At 69.6% G+C, this 21,014-nt stretch carries 26 protein-coding genes; 4 read left to right on the top strand and 22 right to left on the bottom strand.

The features are described 5' to 3' along the window. The first annotated feature begins 96 nt into the window (after positions 1-96). On the top strand, positions 97-954 hold the full coding sequence (ttcA, locus tag ACUN0C_RS05600) for a tRNA 2-thiocytidine(32) synthetase TtcA (RefSeq protein ID WP_445465331.1): 858 nt from the start codon (positions 97-99) through the stop codon (positions 952-954). 80 nt (positions 955-1,034) lie between these two features. On the opposite strand, the gene grxD is transcribed toward ttcA, so the two are convergent. From grxD to ACUN0C_RS05580, 4 genes are all read right to left on the bottom strand, one after another. Continuing rightward, on the bottom strand, positions 1,035-1,367 hold the full coding sequence (gene grxD, locus ACUN0C_RS05595; protein ID WP_445465330.1) for a Grx4 family monothiol glutaredoxin: 333 nt from the start codon (positions 1,365-1,367) through the stop codon (positions 1,035-1,037). A 29-nt stretch (positions 1,368-1,396) separates the two neighbouring features. Further along, positions 1,397-1,630: a BolA/IbaG family iron-sulfur metabolism protein gene (locus tag ACUN0C_RS05590; RefSeq protein ID WP_445465329.1), complete on the bottom strand. Its 234-nt coding sequence runs from the start codon at positions 1,628-1,630 to the stop codon at positions 1,397-1,399. Between the two features lie 141 nt (positions 1,631-1,771). After that, positions 1,772-4,000, bottom strand: coding sequence for a phosphoribosylformylglycinamidine synthase subunit PurL (gene purL, locus ACUN0C_RS05585; RefSeq protein ID WP_445465328.1), 2,229 nt, complete (start codon positions 3,998-4,000; stop codon positions 1,772-1,774). Between the two features lie 96 nt (positions 4,001-4,096). After that, on the bottom strand, positions 4,097-5,518 hold the full coding sequence (locus ACUN0C_RS05580) for an aminotransferase-like domain-containing protein (protein WP_445465327.1): 1,422 nt from the start codon (positions 5,516-5,518) through the stop codon (positions 4,097-4,099). Positions 5,519-5,645: 127 nt separating this feature from the next. Between ACUN0C_RS05580 and ACUN0C_RS05575 the strand changes: the two genes are divergently transcribed. Next, a complete protein-coding gene (locus ACUN0C_RS05575) occupies positions 5,646-5,831 on the top strand; it encodes a DUF1127 domain-containing protein (RefSeq protein WP_445465326.1) in 186 nt (61 codons plus the stop codon). 86 nt (positions 5,832-5,917) lie between these two features. On the opposite strand, the gene ACUN0C_RS05570 is transcribed toward ACUN0C_RS05575, so the two are convergent. Beyond that, on the bottom strand, positions 5,918-6,190 hold the full coding sequence (locus tag ACUN0C_RS05570) for a hypothetical protein (RefSeq protein ID WP_445465325.1): 273 nt from the start codon (positions 6,188-6,190) through the stop codon (positions 5,918-5,920). A 26-nt stretch (positions 6,191-6,216) separates the two neighbouring features. After that, positions 6,217-6,474 carry a hypothetical protein gene (locus ACUN0C_RS05565; RefSeq protein WP_445465324.1) on the bottom strand — a complete coding sequence of 86 codons (258 nt, stop codon included), beginning with the start codon at positions 6,472-6,474 and terminating at the stop codon, positions 6,217-6,219. A gap of 159 nt (positions 6,475-6,633) precedes the next feature. Between ACUN0C_RS05565 and ACUN0C_RS05560 the strand changes: the two genes are divergently transcribed. Next, a complete protein-coding gene (locus ACUN0C_RS05560; RefSeq protein ID WP_445465323.1) occupies positions 6,634-7,629 on the top strand; it encodes a hypothetical protein in 996 nt (331 codons plus the stop codon). Here the strand turns inward: ACUN0C_RS05560 and ACUN0C_RS05555 are convergent. From ACUN0C_RS05555 to purC, 4 genes are all read right to left on the bottom strand, one after another. Beyond that, positions 7,584-7,997 (bottom strand): hypothetical protein, encoded by a 414-nt coding sequence (locus tag ACUN0C_RS05555; RefSeq protein ID WP_445465322.1) that lies wholly within the window; start codon positions 7,995-7,997, stop codon positions 7,584-7,586. The two genes, ACUN0C_RS05560 and ACUN0C_RS05555, sit on opposite strands and share 46 nt — an antisense overlap. Next, positions 7,997-8,674 (bottom strand): phosphoribosylformylglycinamidine synthase subunit PurQ, encoded by a 678-nt coding sequence (purQ, locus tag ACUN0C_RS05550; protein ID WP_445465321.1) that lies wholly within the window; start codon positions 8,672-8,674, stop codon positions 7,997-7,999. The genes ACUN0C_RS05555 and purQ overlap by 1 nt, the downstream gene beginning before the upstream one ends. 173 nt (positions 8,675-8,847) lie before the next feature. Continuing rightward, complete coding sequence (purS, locus tag ACUN0C_RS05545; protein ID WP_445465320.1) at positions 8,848-9,093, bottom strand: phosphoribosylformylglycinamidine synthase subunit PurS; 246 nt, start codon at positions 9,091-9,093, stop codon at positions 8,848-8,850. Between the two features lie 6 nt (positions 9,094-9,099). After that, the gene (gene purC / locus ACUN0C_RS05540) at positions 9,100-9,864 is read right to left on the bottom strand and encodes a phosphoribosylaminoimidazolesuccinocarboxamide synthase (protein WP_445465319.1); all 765 of its coding nucleotides are present in this window, start codon (positions 9,862-9,864) and stop codon (positions 9,100-9,102) included. 205 nt (positions 9,865-10,069) lie between these two features. Here purC and ACUN0C_RS05535 point away from each other — a divergent pair, with 205 nt between their 5' ends. Beyond that, positions 10,070-10,393: a DUF1476 domain-containing protein gene (locus ACUN0C_RS05535; RefSeq protein WP_445465318.1), complete on the top strand. Its 324-nt coding sequence runs from the start codon at positions 10,070-10,072 to the stop codon at positions 10,391-10,393. A 72-nt stretch (positions 10,394-10,465) separates the two neighbouring features. On the opposite strand, the gene ACUN0C_RS05530 is transcribed toward ACUN0C_RS05535, so the two are convergent. The 12 genes from ACUN0C_RS05530 to ACUN0C_RS05475 form a co-directional block, all read right to left on the bottom strand. After that, a complete protein-coding gene (locus ACUN0C_RS05530; RefSeq protein WP_445465317.1) occupies positions 10,466-10,966 on the bottom strand; it encodes a hypothetical protein in 501 nt (166 codons plus the stop codon). Positions 10,967-11,070: 104 nt separating this feature from the next. Beyond that, entirely contained in the window at positions 11,071-11,616 is a 546-nt protein-coding gene (locus ACUN0C_RS05525) for an RBBP9/YdeN family alpha/beta hydrolase (RefSeq protein WP_445465316.1), read from the bottom strand. After that, entirely contained in the window at positions 11,613-12,926 is a 1,314-nt protein-coding gene (gene purB, locus ACUN0C_RS05520) for an adenylosuccinate lyase (RefSeq protein ID WP_445465315.1), read from the bottom strand. The genes ACUN0C_RS05525 and purB overlap by 4 nt, the downstream gene beginning before the upstream one ends. A gap of 52 nt (positions 12,927-12,978) precedes the next feature. Beyond that, positions 12,979-13,428: a hypothetical protein gene (locus ACUN0C_RS05515; protein WP_445465314.1), complete on the bottom strand. Its 450-nt coding sequence runs from the start codon at positions 13,426-13,428 to the stop codon at positions 12,979-12,981. Between the two features lie 72 nt (positions 13,429-13,500). Next, a complete protein-coding gene (locus ACUN0C_RS05510; RefSeq protein ID WP_445465313.1) occupies positions 13,501-13,980 on the bottom strand; it encodes an Lrp/AsnC family transcriptional regulator in 480 nt (159 codons plus the stop codon). Positions 13,981-14,040: 60 nt separating this feature from the next. Beyond that, positions 14,041-15,051 carry a P1 family peptidase gene (locus tag ACUN0C_RS05505; protein WP_445465312.1) on the bottom strand — a complete coding sequence of 337 codons (1,011 nt, stop codon included), beginning with the start codon at positions 15,049-15,051 and terminating at the stop codon, positions 14,041-14,043. 112 nt (positions 15,052-15,163) lie between these two features. After that, positions 15,164-16,300 (bottom strand): branched-chain amino acid ABC transporter substrate-binding protein, encoded by a 1,137-nt coding sequence (locus ACUN0C_RS05500; RefSeq protein ID WP_445465311.1) that lies wholly within the window; start codon positions 16,298-16,300, stop codon positions 15,164-15,166. Between the two features lie 172 nt (positions 16,301-16,472). After that, the gene (locus ACUN0C_RS05495; RefSeq protein WP_445465310.1) at positions 16,473-16,814 is read right to left on the bottom strand and encodes a DUF6867 family protein; all 342 of its coding nucleotides are present in this window, start codon (positions 16,812-16,814) and stop codon (positions 16,473-16,475) included. A 10-nt stretch (positions 16,815-16,824) separates the two neighbouring features. After that, positions 16,825-17,574 carry an ABC transporter ATP-binding protein gene (locus ACUN0C_RS05490; protein ID WP_445465309.1) on the bottom strand — a complete coding sequence of 250 codons (750 nt, stop codon included), beginning with the start codon at positions 17,572-17,574 and terminating at the stop codon, positions 16,825-16,827. Further along, positions 17,571-18,512 (bottom strand): ABC transporter ATP-binding protein, encoded by a 942-nt coding sequence (locus ACUN0C_RS05485; protein WP_445465308.1) that lies wholly within the window; start codon positions 18,510-18,512, stop codon positions 17,571-17,573. The genes ACUN0C_RS05490 and ACUN0C_RS05485 overlap by 4 nt, the downstream gene beginning before the upstream one ends. After that, entirely contained in the window at positions 18,512-19,975 is a 1,464-nt protein-coding gene (gene livM / locus ACUN0C_RS05480) for a high-affinity branched-chain amino acid ABC transporter permease LivM (RefSeq protein ID WP_445465307.1), read from the bottom strand. The genes ACUN0C_RS05485 and livM overlap by 1 nt, the downstream gene beginning before the upstream one ends. Then, positions 19,975-20,910 carry an ABC transporter permease subunit gene (locus tag ACUN0C_RS05475; protein WP_445465306.1) on the bottom strand — a complete coding sequence of 312 codons (936 nt, stop codon included), beginning with the start codon at positions 20,908-20,910 and terminating at the stop codon, positions 19,975-19,977. Before ACUN0C_RS05475 ends, livM begins: the two co-directional genes overlap by 1 nt. Positions 20,911-21,014: the final 104 nt, after the last annotated feature.

The following is a 21,014-nucleotide window of genomic DNA, read 5'->3' as shown; positions in this document are numbered from 1 at the left end:
CTTGAAGGCCGCCCGCGGGCGGCCTTCTTCGTTTGGCGTCGCCGACTGCCGGCGACCCCTCTTTCCGCCGGCCGCGCGATCTGCCAGAAGCCCGCCATGGAAACGGTCACGCTCGCGCCGGCAGGCGGCGCGCCTCCGCTCTTCGGCGACGCCCCGGACACGGTCGCGTTCGGCAAGCTGCGCAAGCGCCTCGTGCGCGAGGTGCGCGACACGCTGGACCGCTTCGCGATGGTGGAGCCCGGCGCCCGCTGGCTGGTCTGCCTGTCCGGCGGCAAGGATTCCTGGTCGCTGCTCGCGCTCCTCTTCGACCTGAAGTGGCGCGGCCTCCTTCCTGTCGATCTGCTGGCCTGCAACCTCGACCAGGCGCAGCCCGGATTTCCAGCCGACGTCCTGCCGGACTTCCTCTCCGCCCACGGCATTCCGCACCGGATCGAGCGGCGCGACACCTATTCGGTCGTGACGCGCACGATTCCGGCAGGGCGGACCTATTGCTCGCTCTGCTCGCGGCTGCGGCGCGGGCACCTCTACAGGATCGCCCGCGAGGAGGGGTGCAGCGCGATCGTGCTCGGCCACCACCGCGAGGACGTGCTGGAGACGTTCATGATGAACCTCATGCATGGCGGGCGCCTCGCCGCCATGCCGCCGAAGCTCCTGAACGACGAGGGCGATCTCCTCGTGCTGCGGCCCCTGGTGCACTCGGCCGAGGCCGATCTCGCGCGCTTCGCCGAAGCGCTGCGATTCCCGATCATCCCCTGCGACCTCTGCGGCTCGCAGGACGGGCTCGAGCGCGCGCGGGTGAAGGCGATGCTCGCCGAATGGGAGCGCGTGCAGCCGGGCACGAAGCGCAACATGCTGCGTGCTCTCGGCAACGCCCGGCCGTCGCACCTGCTCGATCCGGAGCTCTTCGGGTTTGCCGGCCTGGCGCCCGCGGCCGGGATGAAGGCGGCCGAATAGCGAACGGCCCGGGCGGGAACCCGGGCCGTTCGGGATGGCTCATGCGTGGCGGGGTCGGCCGGGCGGCCGGTGCGACCGCATCAGGCGGCCTTCTGGACGCCCTTCTCCTCGAAGAAGCCCGGCAGCTCGCCGGCCTGGAACATTTCGCGGATGATGTCGGCGCCGCCGACGAACTCGCCCTTCACGTAGAGCTGCGGGATGGTCGGCCAGTTGGTGTATTCCTTGATGCCCTGGCGGAGCTCGTCGGAATCGAGCACGTTCACGCCGGAATAGGCCACGCCGATATAGTCGAGGATCTGCACGACCTGTCCGGAGAAGCCGCATTGCGGGAAGGCGGGCGTGCCCTTCATGAAGAGCACGACGTCGTTCGCCTTCACCTGCGAGTCGATCCAGTCATGGATGGGGGTGGTCACGTTCTGCTCCTGATCGGTTCGGGGCGGGCTCAGTCCGGTGCGCTCGTCTGAAGCGCGAGCGCGTGGAGCACGCCGCCCATCTTTCCCTTGAGCGCCTCATACACCATCTGGTGTTGCTGCACACGGCTCTTGCCGCGGAACTGCTCGGAGACGACCTCGGCGGCGTAGTGGTCGCCGTCTGCGGCGAGCTCGCGGATCCGGATGCGGGCGTCGGGCAGCGCGTCCCGGATCAGCCGCTCGATGTCGCTGGCGCTCATCGGCATTGGGTCCCTCGCAATCGGGCGGCGCCGCTGGAATCGGCTGGCCGCCTTGGTCATACAATGTGGTTGCCGGGCGGGTTCGCGTCAATCGCGCGCGTTCTCGGGATCGGAGAAGGGAAGCGCCGCGGCCGGGCGCGCCGCGCGTCAGCCGAAATTTGCCGAATCGGGCGCGTCCATGAACTGCGGGAACCAGCCCTCGTGAGCGGCGCGGAGCCGATCGAGCGGCACGGTGTCCTCGCCGATCCGGATCGCATCGCCCGCTACCGCGCCGATGCGGGCCGCCCGGACGCCGGCTGCCTCCGCCTCGGCCACGAGCGCCTGCCCCGCATCCGGGGATGCCGCGACGACGTACCGCCCCTGGTCTTCCCCGAAGAGGATCGCGGCGACCGGCCCGGACGGCTGGTCCAGGATCGCGCCGCGGCCGCCGGCGAGCGCCATCTCCGCGACCGCGACGAGCAGCCCGCCATCGGAGAGGTCGTGGACCGCGTTCACGCGCCCGGCGCGGATCAGCGCGCGGACGAAGTCGCCGTTCCGCTTCTCGGCCGCAAGGTCGACGGGCGGCGGCGGCCCGTCCTCGCGCCCGGCGACCTCGCGCAGCCAGATCGACTGGCCGAGATGCGTGCCCCAGGCGCGTTGCGGGGCGCCGATCAGCAGGATTTCGTCGCCGTCCTGCTTGAAGGCGAGCGTCGCCGCGCCGCGCCAGTCCGGGATGAGCCCGACGCCTCCGATCGCCGGCGTCGGCAGGATCGCCTCGCCCTGTGTCTCGTTGTAGAGCGACACGTTGCCGGACACGATCGGGAAGTCGAGCGCGCGGCAGGCATCGCCGATCCCTGCGACCGCCTTCACGAACTGGCCCATGATCGCCGGGCGCTCGGGATTGCCGAAATTCAGATTGTCGGTCACGGCGAGGGGATCGGCGCCCACCGCCGTGAGGTTGCGCCAGCATTCCGCGACCGCCTGCATCCCGCCCTGGTAAGGGTCCGCCTCGACATAGCGCGGCGTGACGTCGACCGTGAGCGCGAGCGCCTTGTCCGTTCCGTCGATGCGGACCACCGCCGCGTCGCCGCCGGGCTTCTGGATCGTGTTGCCCTGCACGAGGTGGTCGTACTGCTCCCAGACCCAGCGGCGGGACGAAAGGTCCGGGGAACCGAGCATGGCGACGAGCGCGTCGTGCCACGCCACCTCGGGCAGGCCTGCCTCGTCGAGCGGCGCCGGCGCAGGCGGCTCCGTCCACGGCCGGTCATATTGCGGCGCCTGGTCGCCGAGGTCCTTGATCGGCAGGTCGGCCATCATTGCGCCGTGCCGGAGCACGCGGAACCGGAGGTCGTCCGTGGTCCGGCCGACATCGGCGAAGTCGAGGCCCCATTTGCGGAAGATCGCCTCCGCCTCGGTGTGCTTCTCCGGCTTCAGCACCATGAGCATGCGCTCCTGGCTCTCGGACAGCATCATCTCGTAGGCGGTCATGCCGGTCTCGCGGGTCGGCACCCGGTCGAGGTCGAGCTCGATGCCGAGATCGCCCTTGGCGCCCATTTCCACCGCCGAGGAGGTCAGCCCTGCGGCGCCCATGTCCTGGATCGCCACCACGGCGCCCGACGCCATCAGTTCGAGGCAGGCTTCCAGCAGGCGCTTCTCGGTGAAGGGGTCGCCGACCTGCACGGTCGGCCGCTTCTCCTCGATCCGCTCGTCGAACTCGGCCGAGGCCATGGTCGCGCCGCCGACGCCGTCGCGGCCGGTCTTGGCGCCGAGATAGACGACGGGGAGCCCGACGCCCTTCGCCTTCGAGTAGAAGATGCCGTCGGTCCGGGCGATCCCGAGCGCGAACGCGTTGACGAGGCAGTTGCCGTTGTAGCGGCGGTGGAAGTTCACCTCGCCGCCGACGGTCGGAACGCCGAAGGAATTGCCGTAGCCGCCGATGCCGGCGACGACGCCGGCGACCAGGTGCCGCGTGCGCGGATGCGACGTCTCGCCGAAGCGGAGCGAGTTCAGCGCGGCGATCGGGCGGGCGCCCATGGTGAAGACGTCGCGCAGGATGCCGCCGACGCCGGTCGCCGCGCCCTGGTAGGGCTCGATGTAGGACGGGTGGTTGTGGCTCTCCATCTTGAAGACGGCAGCGAGCCCGTCACCGATGTCGACGACGCCGGCATTCTCGCCCGGCCCCTGGATGACGATCCTCCCGGTCGTCGGCAGCGTGCGCAGCCATTTCCGCGAGGACTTGTAGGAGCAATGCTCGTTCCACATGGCGGAGAAGATCCCGAGTTCCGTCAGGCTCGGCTCGCGCCCGATCAGGCCGAGGATGCGCTGGTACTCGTCTGGCTTCAGCCCGTGCTCGGCGACGAGCTCCGGCGTGATGGCGATGTCGTTCGGTCTGTCCATGGATCTGCCCGAGGCTGCGGACGTGGTCCCGCATCTCCTAGCGCGGTCCGGCGGCGGGAAACACCGCGCGCATGCGAAATCCCCCGCCGCGGCCGATTAATTGTAGGCGTCGTAGGCGGCCGGCCCTTGGTCGACGAGCCGGCGCAGGGTCCGGAACCCGGCCTCCACCCGCTCGATCTCGGGAACCGTGGAAAAGCCGATCCGCACGCCGTGATAGGCGGTGTCGGAGCGGCCGGGCTTGTACTCGTCCTCGCCGTCGATGAGGATCCCCTCTGCCGCCGCGGCTGTCTTGAACGTGCCCGACAGCCAGGGCTCCGGCAGCGTCAGCCATAGGAACGGGGCGTCATCGAGCAGGCGCACGTCGAGGCCGCCGAAAATGTCGCGCGCGAGCGCCACGCGGCGGGCGATCTCCGCCCGCGTCGCGTCGGCGAGCTCGAAAGCCGCCCCGGAGTTCACGAGCCGCGCCACCACCTCCGCCAGCAGGAACGGCTTGCCGCCCGTTATCATCTTGTGGGCGATGGTGATCCGGCTCGCGAAGGTCGGCGGGCAGGCGACCCAGCCGCCGCGCACGCCCGCCGCCACGGCCTTGGACAGGCTTCCGACATGGAACACCCGATCGGGCGCGAGCGATGCCAGCGTCGGCAGGGAATCCCGCAGCAGCACGCCGTAGACGGCGTCCTCGATCACCCAGAGCTGGTGGCGGCGCGCGATCTCGGCGACGGCGCGGCGGCGCGCCTCGCCCATCACGGCGACGGTCGGGTTCTGCGGCGCCGGCATGAGGAAGAGCAGCTTCGGGTGCTGCTGCGCGCAGACGCGTTCGAGATCGTCGGGCAGGATGCCCTCGTCGTCGGCCGCGACGATGGTCGGCCGCCGGCCCGACAAGGCGGCGCTGCGCGCAATAGAGGCATAGGTGAGGGGCTCGAAGGCGATCCTTTCGCCCGGCGCGGTCGTCGTGGCGATCACGGCCATGATGGCGGCATGCGCGCCCTGCGTCGGCACGACGTCCGCGGGGGCCGGCATCCACCCGTCACGTGCGAGCCAGCGCGCGCCGGCCTCGTTCCAGGAGGCGGGTATCCGGCCGATATAGGAAGCGACCGCGTCGGGATGGTCGCGGCACACCTCCGCGACGAGCCGCTCGAGCACGGGGCCGATGCCGATCTCGGGCGCGGCCGTGATGTCGAAGCGCAGCGCGCCCTCCTGCGCTCCGGAGGCCATTGCAGGCAGGCTCGGGCGATGGTCGTCGCGAACCGGCGCCTCGGCCTCGTCCGGCGTGCGCCGCTCCATCACGTAGGTGCCGCGGCCGACCTCTCCGCTCACCAGCCCGCGCTGGCGCGCAAGCGCATAGGCGCGGCTGACCGTGCCGATCGTCACGCCGATGTCGAAGGCGAGGTTGCGCTGCGGCGGCAGCTTGGTCCCGGACGAAAGAGCGCCGCTGTCGATCGCATGCTCGATCTGGTCGGCGAGCCGCACATAAAGCGGCCCCGTTCGGGATGAGAGATCTGGAACCCAACTTGTCACGGTGACAATTATCTATATTGCCCAGTGTCGCCGAGTCAATGCATCAAGTCGCTCTCGAAGCGCACAACGGGCGGGTGGACTGATGGGTACAATAGAGACAATCCGGAGCAGCGGACGTGCCCGTGCCGTGCAACGCAATGCGAGGGGCGCGCTGCACAGCCTCGCCGTCGCGCTTCTGGAGCGGCTGTCGGAAATGGCCGAGCGCCGCCGCACGCGCAGGGCACTGCTCGCGCTGACGGACGATCAGCTGAAGGACATCGGCATCTCACGCGCCGACGCCTATCGCGAGGGCCTGCGCCGGTTCTGGGACTGACCTCCGAGGCGACGCGACGCCTCGACGCGCCGGCTCTTGCAGCCCGCGCGTCGGACACCCATGCCCTTCGACGGGACTTCAGCGCCTCAGAGCTGCTTCAGGCAGGCTCCGGCGGCCTGGGCGGCGCCCCGCGCGGAAGCCCGTGCCACTTGCCCGGCCTTGACGAGCGCGGTCGCGGCATCCTTGACCACGGTGGGGAGATCGCCGCCGCCGGCCGCGCCGGGAAGCGCGCGCTCGTAGATGAGCCTGGCGTCCGAACCGAGCCCCGCCGCGCAGGCATTGGCGGCATTCCGGTCGGCGAGCGCCGGGCCCGGCGCGAGCAGGGCCAGCGCCATCAGGCCGATCATGCTTCTCCGCATCCTCTTCCTCCTTCGATTGCGTGCGTTCAGCGGATGCCGACGCGGTTCACCGGGCCGCCCCGGTTGACCGCGGAGCGCGGCGCCACGACCGGACCCGGCCCGACGACCACCGGAGCGGGCGTCACGACGGCAGCGGGCCGGGTGACGACGACCGTCGGCACGGGTGCCGCGACGCAGCCCTTCGGCACGCCGACAGCCCGGCAATAGACGGCCGCATCGGCCGGGCTCGCGGCGGAGCCCGCGAGCGCGAAGACCAGGATCGGCAAAGCGAGACGTTGCGGCATTGGACCCTCCTTCCCGGCGCCGGCCGGAACGGGCATTGTTGTCGGATCGCTCGGGCGCCACTTTGTGCGTCCAGGCGGTGCAATGGTGTCTCGCGCAGCGGCGGCCGCCAATGCCAAGTTTTGGTTGTATCGGGGCGGCCGGCAGCGGCCGATCACACCATGCGGGAGAATTCTGCTTCCGCCGCCGTCCGGGATCTCTTCGACGGCGCGGCGTCCGATCCGCTCTCCGGCGGAGCCATGGCGCGCATCATGGCGATGGACGGCTTTTCCGCCGCGGCCGCGTGCAGTGCGCGGGGCATCCTCGAGACCTACCAGAACCGGTACGCGCTCAACCGGGTGCTGAACGACCGCGGCCGTCTCGTCCTGTCGCTTCTGCTGCTCGACCTGCATTTCCGTGCCGAAAGCGGCGAGGGCGAGCTGACCTTGTCGAGGCTGCAGGCGCTATGCCACGGGCTCGACGTCTGCAGCCCCAACCGCGTGGCCGCAATGGTCGCCGTCATGCGCCTGTTCGGCTACGTGGCCGTCGCGCCGAGCGCAGATCGCCGCGCGCGCCGGCTCGTCGCGACCGAACCGTTCGAGCGGATCACGCGGGAGCGCTGGTCGGTGCTCCTCGAAGGCGCGTCGCGGCTGTTTCCGCACGTAAAGGAGGTGCTCGACCGGCTGCAGGACAGGGCCGTCATGGCGGCCTTCGTGCGCGCGCTCAGCGAGCGGTTCGCCGGAGGCTACCGCACCGTCCATGCCACGCCCGCGATCGCGCCCTATATCGAGCGCGACGGCGGGCTGCTGGTCCTGCTCGCCCTCGGCAGCGCGCGCACCGGCTCGGAGGGGGGCGCCGCGGAGTTCACGATCGCCGAGACCGCCCGCCGCCTCGACCTGTCGCGCGCCCATGTGGCGTCGGTGCTGAAGATGGCGGCCGCGGATGGCCTCGTCGTCCGATCGGGCGCGCGCGACGAGCGTGTCCGGCCCACCGACGCGCTCGCGGCGCTGACCGACCGGTTCCTCGCGGCGGCGTTCCTGATCCATGCCGTCGCCGCCTGGGACTGCCTGCACCTCCTCGCCGCCGGGCAGGCGGGAACCTCCCACACGCCGGGCGGGGCCGGCACCGAGGCTCAGCAGCCGGCCGCGCCCGAGCTCCAGCGGGCGACGTCGGCCTGAATGCGCCCGCCCTGCGGGCCGGCCAGCAGTGGGCCGAACAGCTTCACGCCCGTCCCCGGGCCCGAGGCGGTGGATTCGATCACCAGCTTGGGCAGCCCCGCCGGATCGTTCGCGGCGACGATCAGCACGCGGGCGCGGCCCGTGTCGATCTCGGGTGTATAGGCGTAGCCCGCGAAGGCGCCGCGGTCCGCGCCGAACCAGCAGGCGCCGACCTGGCCGGAGACGTGCTCCGAGACGGCGATCGGGTTCCCGCTCGCGCGGTAGGAGAGGTAGTCCTGCCCGCCCGGCTGCGGCGCGGACACGCAGCCGGCGAGCCCGGCGGCGAGCGAGAGGCAGACGGCGCCGAGCACTTTCGGACGACCCGCCATCACGCCGCGAGCTCCCGCGCGCCGACGATGCTCTCGAAGATGCCGAGCCCGTCCGTCGCCCCGTGCGCCTCCTCGACCATGTCCTCCGGGTGAGGCATGAGGCCGAGCACGTTGCCGCGTTCGTTCAGGATGCCGGCGATGTCGCGCCGCGACCCGTTCGGGTTGGTGCCCTCGGCATAGCGGAAGGCGACGCGGCCTTCACCCTCCAGCCGGTCGAGCGTCGCCTCGTCGGCGAAGTAGTTGCCGTCGTGATGGGCGACCGGGCAGCGGATCACCTGGCGCGGGCTGTAGGCGCGGGTGAACGGCGTCTGCGTGTTCACGACCTCGAGCTTCACCTCGCGGCAGACGAACTTGAGCGACGCGTTCCGCATCAGCACGCCCGGCAGGAGCCCGGCCTCGCAGAGCGACTGGAAGCCGTTGCAGACGCCGAGCACGAGCACGCCGTCCCTGGCCCGCTTCACGACCTCGGCCATGACCGGCGATCGGGCGGCGATCGCCCCGGCGCGCAAATAGTCGCCGAAGGAGAAGCCGCCCGGCAGCACGATCAGGTCGACGTCGGGCAGGCTCGTCTCGCCGTGCCAGACGATCGCCGGGTCGCGGCCGGAGGCGCGCTTCAGCGCCGCGGCCATGTCGCGCTCGCGGTTCGTTCCGGGGAAGAGGATGATGGCGGATTTCATGAGGTCTCCGAATCGCTCCTGGTCGGCGGCATTATCGCAGCGATTCGGCACCCGCTCCGAACGAAGCTCCGCGATTCGCCGCTTGCCCTTCGTCAGCCACGTTCGTGGCCAGTGCGTGACGGTGCTTCAATTCTCGCTAAACCGCGCGGTCGCCGCTGCCCGGGCTCGAACGGCTAGCTCCGCTCAGAGCCAAACTCCACGCGGTAGTTCTCGATCACGGTGTTGGCGAGGAGCTTCTCGCACATGTCCTTCAGCCGGCCCTCGGCATCGGCGCCGTCGGCGAGCTCGATGTCGAAGACCTTGCCCTGGCGGACGGACTGGACGCCGTCGAACCCGAGCGCGCCGAGCGCGCCCTGGATCGCCTGGCCCTGCGGGTCGAGCACCCCGGACTTCAGGGTGACGAAGACGCGTGCCTTCATGCGGGATTACTGGACCAGGACCGGGCCGGAGCCGGTCACGCGCTCGTTGGCGTTGATGAGCCCGAGCCGCCTGGCGACCTCCTGATAGGCCTCCAGCATCCCGCCCATGTCGCGGCGGAAGCGGTCCTTGTCGAGCTTCATGTTCGTCTCGATGTCCCACAGCCGGCACGAATCGGGGGAGATCTCGTCCGCGACGACGATCCGCATCAGATCGTTCTCCCAGAGCCGGCCGCATTCCATCTTGAAGTCGACGAGGCGGATGCCGACGCCCAGGAAGAGACCGGACAGGAAATCGTTCACGCGGATGGCGAGCGCCATCATGTCGTCGATCTCCTGCGGGCTCGCCCAGCCGAACGCGGTGATGTGCTCCTCGGAGACCATCGGGTCGCCGAGCTCGTCGTTCTTGTAATAGAACTCGATGATCGAGCGGGGCAGCGGCGTACCCTCCTCGATGCCGAGGCGCTGCGACAGCGAGCCGGCCGCGACGTTGCGGACCACCATCTCGAGCGGAATGATCTCGACTTCGCGGATCAGCTGCTCGCGCATGTTGAGCGCGCGGATGAAGTGGGTCGGAATGCCCATCGCATTGAGATGGTTGAAGATATACTCCGAGATCCGGTTGTTCAGCACGCCCTTGCCGTCGACGATCTCGTGCTTCTTGGCGTTGAAGGCGGTGGCATCGTCCTTGAAGTGCTGGATCAGGGTGCCCGGCTCCGGACCCTCGTAGAGGATCTTGGCCTTGCCTTCGTAGATGCGGCGGCGACGGGTCATGTTGGTCTTCGGTGTGAATCGATGGATCATGGCTCAAGGATCAATGTCGGGCCGGCGGCCCTCGGGCGACCCTCACGCGCGGGCGGAACCTAGCGGAAATGCGCCTTCGTTACAATCTAATCCCCCGAGCGCCGGGGAAACCGGCGTTGCGCGCCGGGGGAGGCGTCGCTAAGGAACGGCCAACAGCGGGGCGAGGAGATATGTGATGACGACGTTCGACAATCGCAAGGACGCGTACGAAACCAAGTTCGCGCGCGACGAGGAGCTCCGCTTCAAGGCGACCGCCCGGCGCAACCGGCTGCTCGGCCTGTGGGCCGCGGAGAAGCTGGGGAAGACCGGCGAGGACGCGCAGGCCTATGCGCGGGAAGTCATCCGGGCCGACGTGGCGGAGCCGGGTGACCACGACGTGTTCCGCAAGGTTCGGGCGGATTTCGATGCAGCCGGCGTGGCATGCTCCGATCACCAGCTTCGCCGCACGATGGACGAACTGCTCGGAACGGCCGTCGAGCAGATCGAAGCGGAGGGCTGACGCCCGTTCGCCCGTTCAAATGTCACGGCCGGCGTCGCGCGACGCCGGCCGTTCCTCGTTCAGGTGCGCGGTTTACTGGTTGGCCGGCGCGCCCGTGCCGCCGGTCCCCGGGACGTCGATGGCGCCCGGCTCCGAATTGGTCGCGCCGGTCGGAGCGCCCGCGCCCGGTCCCGCCGCATCGGCAGGCGTATCGGAATCGAGCGGGTTCTGGGTGCTCGGCGTCTCGGCCATCGGCGCCGGCGGAGCGGTCGTCTCGCTGTCGCCGAGCTGGAACAGTCCGGCGAAGACGGCGATCAGGAAGATGAGGGCGAACGCGGCGACGCCGAGGAGGATGGCGCGCCAGCCGAAGTCGCGGCGCGTCGGCGGCACCGGCCGCACATATTCGCCCGTGCCGGTCGTGTCGACGCGCTCGCCGTAGGCGCCCGTCGGCGCGACGCCGTCATGCGGCGCGCGCATCGCCGGGTCGGCAGCCGGGACGGCCGGGTCGAGCGGATCGCGAAGCGTCGCGTCGGTCGCGGCGATGTCCCGCTCGGGGTACCGGTCCGCGTCTCGGGTCGGTCTTGCAACAGCCATTTTGTTCTCCAACGAGCTCAGTCCCGTCGGAAGAACGGGCGGCCGGCGACGATCGTTCCCATTTTGTGCAGATGGGCGGGATCGCGGCGCCCGGCCGCGGGGCGTCAGAGTTGCTGCATGAAGCGGGCGAAGACGAGCGTTCCCTCGGGCCAGGGGCCGTGTCCGGACGCGCTGTTGATGTGGCCGGCATCGCCCGCGTCGAGCAGGAACGAGCCCCAGGCATTCGCCATTTCCGCCGCCGCTTCGTAAGGGCAGTAGGGGTCGGTCCGGCTCGCGACGAGGAAGGACGGGAACGGGAGCGGGTCCTCCGGCACGGGCGCAAGGGAGCGGCATGCGTCCGGCACGGTCACGGCGGAGAGATCCGGCGGCGCGACGAGGAACGCGCCGCGGACGACGTCGGCGAGGTGCGGCGCGGCGAGCACCGCGGCGATCACGCCGACGCTGTGGGCGACGACGACGGCGGGGCGCTCGGCGGTCCTGGCCTGGGCGATCAGGCTCGCCGGCCACTCGGTCCTGTCGGGCCGGCTCCAGTCCGCCTGCTCCACGCGCCGCGCCGTCGACAGGTTGCGCTCCCAGCGCGTCTGCCAGTGGTCGTCGCCCGACCCGGTGAAGCCGGGGACGATGAGGATGTCGGCTTCCGCGACCTTCATTCCGCCTCTATCCCGAACACGCGCCGGAAGATCGTGTCGACATGCTTGGTGTGGTAGCCGAGGTCGAACTTCTCCCGGATCGCCTCTTCGGACAGTGCGGCACGAACGTCCCTGTCCGCGAGCAGTTCCGCGAGGAAGTCCGCGCCCTCGTTCCACACCTTCATCGCATTGCGCTGGACGAGGCGATAGGCGTCCTCGCGCGAGACGCCGGCCTGCGTGAGCGCGAGGAGCACGCGCTGCGAATGGACGAGCCCGCCCAGGCGATCGAGATTGCGCTGCATCGCCTCGGGATAGACGACGAGCTTGTCGATCACGCTCGTGAGGCGCGCGAGCGCGAAGTCGAGCGTCACGGTGGCGTCGGGCGCGATCATGCGCTCCACCGAGGAGTGGGAAATGTCGCGTTCGTGCCAGAGGGCGACGTTCTCCATCGCCGGCAGCGCGTAGGCGCGCACCATCCGGGCGAGGCCGGTCAGGTTCTCCGTGAGCACCGGGTTCCGCTTGTGCGGCATGGCGGAGGAACCCTTCTGGCCCGGCGAGAAGTACTCCTCCGCCTCGAGCACCTCGGTGCGCTGCAGATGGCGGATTTCGGTGGCAAGGCGCTCCACGGAGGAGGCGACGACGGCGAGGGTGGCGAAAAACATCGCATGCCGGTCGCGCGGGATGACCTGCGTCGAGATCGGCTCCGGGTGCAGGCCCATGGCGCGGGCCACGTGCTCCTCCACGCGCGGGTCGATGTTCGCGAACGTCCCCACCGCGCCGGAGATCGCGCAGGTCGCGATCTCCTCCCGTGCCGCATGGAGCCGCCGGCGCGCCCGGGCGAACTCGGCATAGGCCTGGGCGAGCTTCAGCCCGAAGGTCGTCGGCTCGGCATGGATGCCGTGCGAGCGGCCGATCGTCGGGGTGATCCTGTGCTCGAAGGCGCGCCGCTTGATGGCAGCGAGCAGGCCGTCGATGTCGGCGAGCAGGATGTTGGCGGCGCGGACGAGCTGGACGCTGAGGCAGGTGTCCAGCACGTCGGAGGACGTCATGCCCTGATGGACGAAGCGCGCTTCCGGGCCGACCAGTTCGGCGAGATGGGTCAGGAAGGCGATGACGTCGTGCTTCACCTCGCGCTCGATCTCGTCGATGCGGGCGACGTCGAACACCGCCTCGCGCCCCTTCGCCCAGACGGTTTCGGCGGCCTCCTTCGGCACGAGCCCGAGATCGGCCATCGCGTCGAGCGCATGCGCCTCGATCTCGAACCAGATCCGGAACCGCGTCTCCGGTGTCCAGATCGCGACCATCTCCGGCCGGCTGTAGCGTGGGATCATGCGCCGCCCTTCTCGGTATTGGCCGCCGGGCAGGAGAGGCGACGCGCCTCCCTCACCGCGGGCGGCGCGCGAGGAGGAATGCGAACAGGAGCGTCGCCGGTACGCCCGCCGGCAGGAGCAGCCAGCCGACGATCGTGAGATACACGTATATGGCTCCCGCCCCCTGGATCAATGTCCAGAAGACGAAGTGCCCAAGCGAGATGTCCCACGGGATCTCGGTGGTGGCGACGTGGACGACAAAGAGCAGGAAGCTCGCCAGCGCCGACGTCCCGCCGAAGAGGCCGAGCAGCGCGGCGGCGAGACGCGACGTGTCCGGCCTGCGGTCGAGCCAGGCCAGGGCGATCCGCGTCAGGATGGCCGCCATGCTCGCTGCGACGAACAGGAGCAGCGCGGAGGCGGCGAAGCGCGCGCTCGCCGGCCGCTCGAGCGCGAACCAGGCGGCCGAGAAGCTGGCGGCGAGCGCCAGGCCGTAGGCGAGCGGGAGGGTGAGACGCCGGACCACGCGCCGCTCAATGCCCCATCGCCGCATCGGCGTCGAGGGAGCGATGCCGGCCGGAGGCCGGCGGCCTCCCGGTCACGTCTCGCGGACCGGGAGCGCCGGCGTGTCCTTCACCGTCGCAACGACGATGCGCGACTGCACGTCCGTCACCAGATCGTTGTCGAGGAGCTTGAAGCGCAGGAACTCGTCATAGGACTGGATGTCCCTGGTGACGACCTTGATCAGATAGTCGACCGCACCCGTTATGCGTTCGCACAGAAGGACCTCCGGCCAGGTGTTCACCATCCGGTCGAAGACTTCCATGTTCTGGCGGCTGGGCACGCCCAGCTTCACGAAGGCATAGGCGACGAAATTGAGCCCGACGGCATGGCGGTCGACGAGGGCCACGACGCCGCGGATCGCGCCGGTTTCCTTGAGGCGCTTGATCCGGCGCCAGGCGGGCGTCTGGCTCATGCCGGCGAGCCGGGCGACTTCGCTGACTGGCAGCGAGGCGTCGCGCTGCAGCACCCGGAGGATCCGGATGTCTCCCGGATCGAGAGGCGGCGAGCCGGTCATCGTCCTGCGACGGGAGCGGACGGGGGGCGGCCGCACCCGGACCTGTCGGCCAGAATGGTTTCACGGAGGGCCATAGCGCGCCTTCCATGTCGGCGAGGGGTCTCCCGGGGCCGGCTCGGCCTCGTAGACGGCGCGGCTGATCGCCCGTGCGAGCGTCGCGCTCGCTGCCGCCGCGAGATCGGCGAGGCCGTACACCCTGTCCTCGAGGGGCAGCTTGCCGGTCGAGACGACGAACACGGTATCCCCGTCGAGCGGCGTGTGGACGGGATAGATCGCGAGCGCGAGCCCGTCATGGGCGGCAATCGCAACCCGTTTCGCTTGTGCGGCGTCGACGGCGAGATCGGTGGCGATCACGGCGATCGTGGTGTTGCCACCCATGCCGACATCGCGCTTGGTCACCGCCCGACCCGCATCCTCCGGTAGAACACCCGGCAATCCGAGATTGCCGAACTCCCCGTCGCGCTCGAAGGCGCCGGCGCGGAAATGCGGCGTCGTGCCGAGCGTCACGCGGCCGAAAGGGTTGGCGGCGACGAAGGCCTGGACGGTCGCGCCTGAGGGCAGGGCGGCGGCAGCGGCGCCGAAGCCGCCCTTCAGGTCCGCGGTGAACGCCCCGGTGCCGCCGCCGGCGGTGCCGAGCGCGACGGATGGGCCAGCGGCGGCGCAAGCGGCGAGGCCGAGTTCGCGGTAGACCGATGTCGAGCGGCCGGGGTCGCGGAGCGCGCTCTTGTCCCCGCCGTTCGCGAGGTCGAAGAGGATGGCGGCAGGGACGATCGGCACCCGCATGCCGCCGACTTCGAAGCCGCGCCCGTGCGCCGCCAGCCAGGCCACGACGCCGTCGGCGGCGGCAAGCCCGAACGCCGAGCCTCCGGAGAGGGTGATCGCGTCCACCCTTCCAACCGTGGCTTCCGGCAGGAGGAGGTCGGTCTCGCGCGTGCCCGGCGCGCCGCCGGCAACGTGGACCGCGGCAATGGCCGGCCGGTCGGGAAGGAAGACCGTCGTCCCGGACTTCAGCGCAGGATCGGTCGCGTGGCCGATCGCGAGCCCGGGCAGGACCTGGAATTCGGTAGCCATCTCAAGGCCCTCGCCGCGGCGGCGGCTCGATCCGGACTCCTGATGGTGTCAGGATGGAAGAGCCCCGGCGCGGTGCGCCGGGGCCGAGCTTTCGATCCGCAGCGCGGAACGGTCAGGACTTCTTCTGCGGGTCGGCGCCACCGGCGTCCGCGCCCTCGAGATAGTCGTACTGGCCGTCCTTCCATTCGTAGAAGACGTAGCCGGGCAGGGTCACGTCGCCCTTGTCGTCGAACTCGAGATTGCCGAGGACGGTGTCGAACTGGCCCTCGTCGAGCGCCGCCACGACCGGGTCGAACTCCGTAGAGCCGGCCTTGGTGACGGCCTCGGCCCAAGCCTGGATCGCGGCATAGGTGTAGAGGACATAGCCCTCCGGCTCGATGTTCTTGGCGCGGAACTTCTCGACGATCGGCGCAGCCTTCTCGCTCTTGCGCGGGTCGGGCGAGAACGTCATGAGCGTGCCCTCGCCGGCGTCGCCGGTGATCGCCCAGTACTCGTCGGTTACGAGCGCGTCGCCCGACACGATGATCGTGTCCATGCCCTGATCGCGCATCTGGCGCGCCATCAGGCCGGCCTCGGTGTGATAGCCGCCGACATAGAGGATCCCGATGCCCTCCTGCTTCAGCTTGGAGACGAGCGCCGTGTAGTCCTTTTCGCCGGCGGTATAGGCCTCGTAGAGATCGGCCTTCTTGCCGGCCGCTTCCATCGCCTTCATCGTCTCGTCGGCGAGACCCTTGCCGTAGGCGGTCTTGTCGTGGACGATCGCGATCTTCTTGTCGCCGAAATGGCTGGCGAGGTACTCGCCGGCGACGGCGCCCTGCTGGTCGTCACGGCCGCAGACGCGATAGATGCCGGGGCCCGGCCGCTCTTCGGTGAAGGTCGGGTTGGTGGAGGCCGGCGAGATCTGAATGATGCCTTCCTCCGAATAGACCGCGGATGCCGGGATCGACGAGCCGGAGCAGAAATGGCCGGCCACGAAGACCACGCCCTTGCCGGCGAGCTGGTTCGCGACTGCCACCGCCTGGCGCGGGTCGCAGGCATCGTCGCCGATCTCCAGGACGAGCTTCTCGCCGTTCACGCCGCCGGCGGCGTTGATGTCCTCGACGGCCTGCTCGGCGCCCGCCTTCATCTGGGCGCCGAACGCGGCGTACTGGCCGGTCATCGGACCCGCCGTCGCGATCAGGATGTCGGCCCACGCGGCGCCGGTCATCGCAAAGCAGAATGCGGCACTGGTCAACAGAGCTTTCTTCATGACGTCTCCCTCTGGCTCAGAAGTTCCGGCAAGCGTCCCCTGGCGCCGCCGGACAATGTTCCGATAGGCCGAAAAGCCTACCCTGCGGCGCATTTAAGCGGATTTCCGGGCCGAAAGATACGGGGTGCGCGTGCGCCCCGACGGGGGATTTGCGCGGCTATGGGCGCGATCCCTATCCGCCCTTGCCGGAGAGGAAACCGTACTGCGTCGCCATCTGGCGGGAGCGCGTGAGCTGCCGGCCGAGTGCGGCGAGCGCCCCGAGCACCACGAGATCGACGAGGTAGTAGTAGAGGGCCGTGTCGAAGGTCCGGAGCGGCAGGAAGAACGAGCCGCCGAACAGGCTGAAATGGATGAAGCGCGCCGCCGCCGTCAGCAGCAGGACGTAGAGGGCGAGCTGCCACCACGGCGACCAGACCCGGGCCGTCGCCCGTCCGGTGAGCCACGCCGCGCCGCCGCCGAGGAACAGCGTCACGAGCAGGAATTCGACGATCGAGACTTCCCAGAGCGCTGTCATTCCTGCCCCTTCAATGCCGCCCGCCCTCCAGATAGGCGGCCCGCACCTCCTCGCGCGCGAGCAGCTCGCGGCCGGTGCCGGACATGGTGATCCGGCCGTTGACCATGACGTAGCCGCGGTCGGCGAGGCGCAACGCATGAAAGGCGTTCTGCTCGACGAGGAAGACCGTCAGCCCCTCGTTGCGGTTGAGCTCCCCTATGACGGAGAAGATCTGCTTCACCACCAGCGGCGCCAGGCCAAGCGACGGCTCGTCGAGGAGAAGCAGGCGCGGCCGGCTCATCAGCGCCCGCGCGATGACCAGCATCTGCTGCTCGCCGCCGGACAGGGTGCCGCCGCGCTGGTTCTGCCGCTCCTTGAGGCGCGGGAACAGGTCGTAGACGCGGCGCAGATCCTCGTCGAAATGCTCGAACCGGGTGATCGCCGCGCCCATCTGGAGGTTCTCGATCACCGTCATGCGAGGGAAGATGCGCCGCCCCTCCGGCGACTGCGCGATCGCCTTCGACATGATCTCGTGGGTCGGGAGGTCCGTGATGTCCTCGCCGTCGAAGAAGACGCGTCCTTCCCGCGCCCGCGGATTGCCGCAGATCGTCATCATCAGCGTAGACTTGCCGGCCCCGTTGGCGCCGATGAGGGCCACGACCTCGCCGGCAGGGACATCGACGTCGACGCCGCGCAGCGCGACGATCTTGCCGTAATAGGTGTGGACGCCGCGCACCGAGAGGAGCGGCTGCCCCGGAGCGACCGTCGTTGCGGCCGTCATAGGTTCACCTCACCCTTGTCGAGCGCCGTCTCCACCTCCTCGACCTCCTCGTCCTCGACCCCGAGATAGGCGGCGATCACCTTGGGATCGTTGCGCACCGCCTCGGCCGAGCCGTCGGAGATCTTCACGCCGTAGTCGAGCACGACCACGTGATCCGAAATCTCCATGACCACGCCCATGTCGTGCTCGATGAGGAGCACGGAGACGCCGTGCTCGCGACGGATGTACTGCAGGAGATCGTTGAGCTCGGCCGATTCCCGCGGGTTGAGGCCGGCCGCCGGCTCGTCGAGGCAGAGGAGCTGCGGCTCCGTGCACATCGCGCGGGCGATCTCCAGCCGACGCTGCGCGCCGTAGGGGAGGTCGCCCGCCGGGTCGTCGGCGCGGTCGACCAGCCGGACGCGCTCCAGCCAGTAGACGGCCTTGTCGATCGCCTCCTGCTTGGCCCGCCGGTAGCCGGGCAGCATGAACACGCCGCCGATCGTATAGTTCGAGGCGACCATCAGCTTGTTGTGCTGCGCGACGAGCAGGTTCTCGAGCACCGTCATGCCGCCGAACAGGCGGATGTTCTGGAACGTGCGCGCGACCCTGGCGTGGTGCGTGATGCTGAAGTCCGGCATCCGCTCCAGCAGGAAGGCGGCCTTGCCGTCGCGCGCCAGGTACTGCCGGCCGGAACGGGTGATGTCCTCGATGAGGGCGGCCTCCACGTTCTCGCCGTGGCGCATGACGATGCGGCCGCTGGTCGGCTTGTAGAACCCGGTCACGCAGTTGAAGACGGTGGTCTTGCCGGCGCCGTTGGGGCCGATCAGCGCCGTGATGTCGCCCCGCCCGACATTGAAGGAGAGGTCGTTCACGGCGGTCAGTCCGCCGAACCGCATCATCAGGTGCTCGACCGTCAGGATCGGGTCGAGGTTCCAGCGGGGCAGGGCCGTGTCAGCCATCAATGGCCCTCGCCCTGGGCGACCATGTCGGCGCCGATCCGCTTGCGTTCCTTGAGGACCGCCGACGGCTCGCGGCTCGAGACCAGACCGCGCGGCTTCCAGACCATGATGATGACCATCGCGAGCCCGAAGATCAGCATGCGGTACTGCGTCGGGTCGAAATTCGGGCCGAAGATGTCGCGCAGGAAGCCGAGATTCCTCAGCATCTCCATGCCGCCGATCATGACGACCGACGCCACCACGACGCCGATCTGGGAGCCGAGCCCGCCGAGCACCACGATGGCGAGGATGATGGCCGATTCGATGAAGGTGAAGCTCTCCGGCGAGATGAAGCCCTGCCGCGTCGCGAAGAACGAGCCGGCGAAGCCGCCGAACATCGCCCCGGTCGCGAACGCCGTGAGCTTCGTGTTGGTGGTGTTGATGCCGAGCGAGCGGCAGGCGATCTCGTCCTCCCTGAGCGCCTCCCAGGCGCGCCCGACGGGCAGCCGCCTGAGCCGCAGCGTCACGAAGTTGGTGAGGAGGGCGAGCGCGAGGATGATGTAGTAGAGGAAGACGAAGCGGTGGATGGAGCTGTACGGGATGCCCAGGAAGGCGGCGACGCCGTCCTCGCCGCGCGTGAAGTCCATGCCGAAGAGGGTGGGCTTCGGAATGCCCGAAATGCCGTTCGGCCCGCCCGTGAAGTCGTACCAGTTGAGCAGCACGACGCGGATGATCTCGCCGAAGGCGAGCGTCACGATGGCCAGATAGTCGCCCCGCAGGCGCAGGACCGGAAAGCCGAGAATGATCCCCCAGAAGGCGGCGAGGATCCCGGCGAGGGGCAGGCAGAGCCAGAAGCCCAGCCCGAAGTTCTGCGCCAGCAGCGCGAAGGAATAGGCGCCGACGGCGTAGAACGCGACGTAGCCGAGGTCGAGCAGGCCGGCGAGCCCGACCACGATGTTGAGCCCCCAGCCGAGCATCACATAGGTCAGGATCAGGATCGCGAGATCGAGATATTGCCGGTTCTGGGCAGGGAAGAACGACGAGAGGATGAAGGGCAGTGCGAGCGCGACGAGGAGGAGGAGCGGGCCGAAGAGGCGCCCGAGGCGCGCCATGAACTCGGCCGCGCCGGCGCCCGAAGGCGCCTTGAGACGGGGCCGGGTCTCGGGGAAGACGAAGAGCTTCAGCAGCAGCCGGCCCACGAAGACGATGGCGACCGCCACGAAGAGCGTCGTCCAGCGCGTGGTGAGCGCCAGCCCGCCGGGGCGGATGTCGGTGCGCATGCCGAGGAAGAAGAACCCGAGCGCGCCGGCGAGCGCCGCCGCGATCGCCGCGTCCTTCAGCGCCGCGGCGAGGCGCGAGCCGCGGGCCGGGTGGGTCTTGAAGGGCGGTTCGCCGGCGAATGCGTCGCGCCTGTTCTCGTCCTCGATCTCGGCGCCGGCCTCGCGCAGGTCGCTGGCGCCGGCCGCGGCGTCGCCCGCCGCCATCAGACCTTCTCCACCTCGGGCCGGCCGAGCAGCCCGGAGGGAAGGAAGATGAGCACGATGGCGAGGATGGAGAAGGCCGCCACGTCCTTGTACTCGACGCTGAAATAGCCCGACCAGAACGTCTCGATGAGGCCGATCAGCAGGCCGCCCAGCATCGCGCCGGGCAGGGATCCGATGCCGCCGAGGACGGCCGCGGTGAACGCCTTAACCCCCGCCAGGAAGCCGATGTAGAAGTCGATCACGCCGTAATAGAGGAGGTACATGGTGCCTGCGACGGCGGCGAGCGCGGCGCCCATGACGAAGGTGAGCGAGATTGTGCGGTCGACGTTCACGCCGAGCAGCGACGCCATCTTGGCGTCCTGCTCGCAGGCGCGCTGCGCCCTGCCGAGCGGCGTCTTGGCGATGAGCAGCGAGAACGCCGCCATCAGCGTGACCGTGGTGACGATGATGATGATCTGCATGTAGGAGAGCTGCACCACGATGCGGCCGCCGGCGACGTCGCCCTGGAGCACCGTGACGCCGCCGCTCACGATCGGCTGCAGCGGCTTCACCCGCGCGCCCTGCGTGATCTGGACGAAGTTCTGCAGCACGATCGACATGCCGATGGCCGTGATCAGCGGCGCGAGCCGGAAGGAGCCCCTCAGCGGCCGGTAGGCGAGCCTCTCGACCGTCCAGCCCCAGACGGAGGTGAACACCATCGCGATCACGAGCACGAGGATCAGCGCCAGGATGATCAGGCCGAGCCCGGAGGCGGCCGTCAGCCCGAGGATCACGATCATCGTGAGCGCGATGAACGAGCCGACCATGAACACGTCGCCATGGGCGAAGTTGATCATGCCGATGATGCCGTAGACCATCGTGTAGCCGATGGCGATGAGACCGTAGATCGAACCCAGCGTCAGCCCGTTGATGAGCTGCTGCAGGAAATATTCCATGTGCGGCCGATCCCCCGCGCCTGTAGCCGGCGCTGTCGCTGAAACGTCGTTAACCATGCGGCGGCGAGCCGGAAAGCCCGGCGCGCGCCGAAGCGTAGCAGCGG

Source organism: Faunimonas sp. B44 (assembly GCF_052655945.1).
The sequence above is the reverse complement of the archived record's forward strand: the minus strand, read 5'-3'. Positions and strand labels throughout refer to the sequence as shown.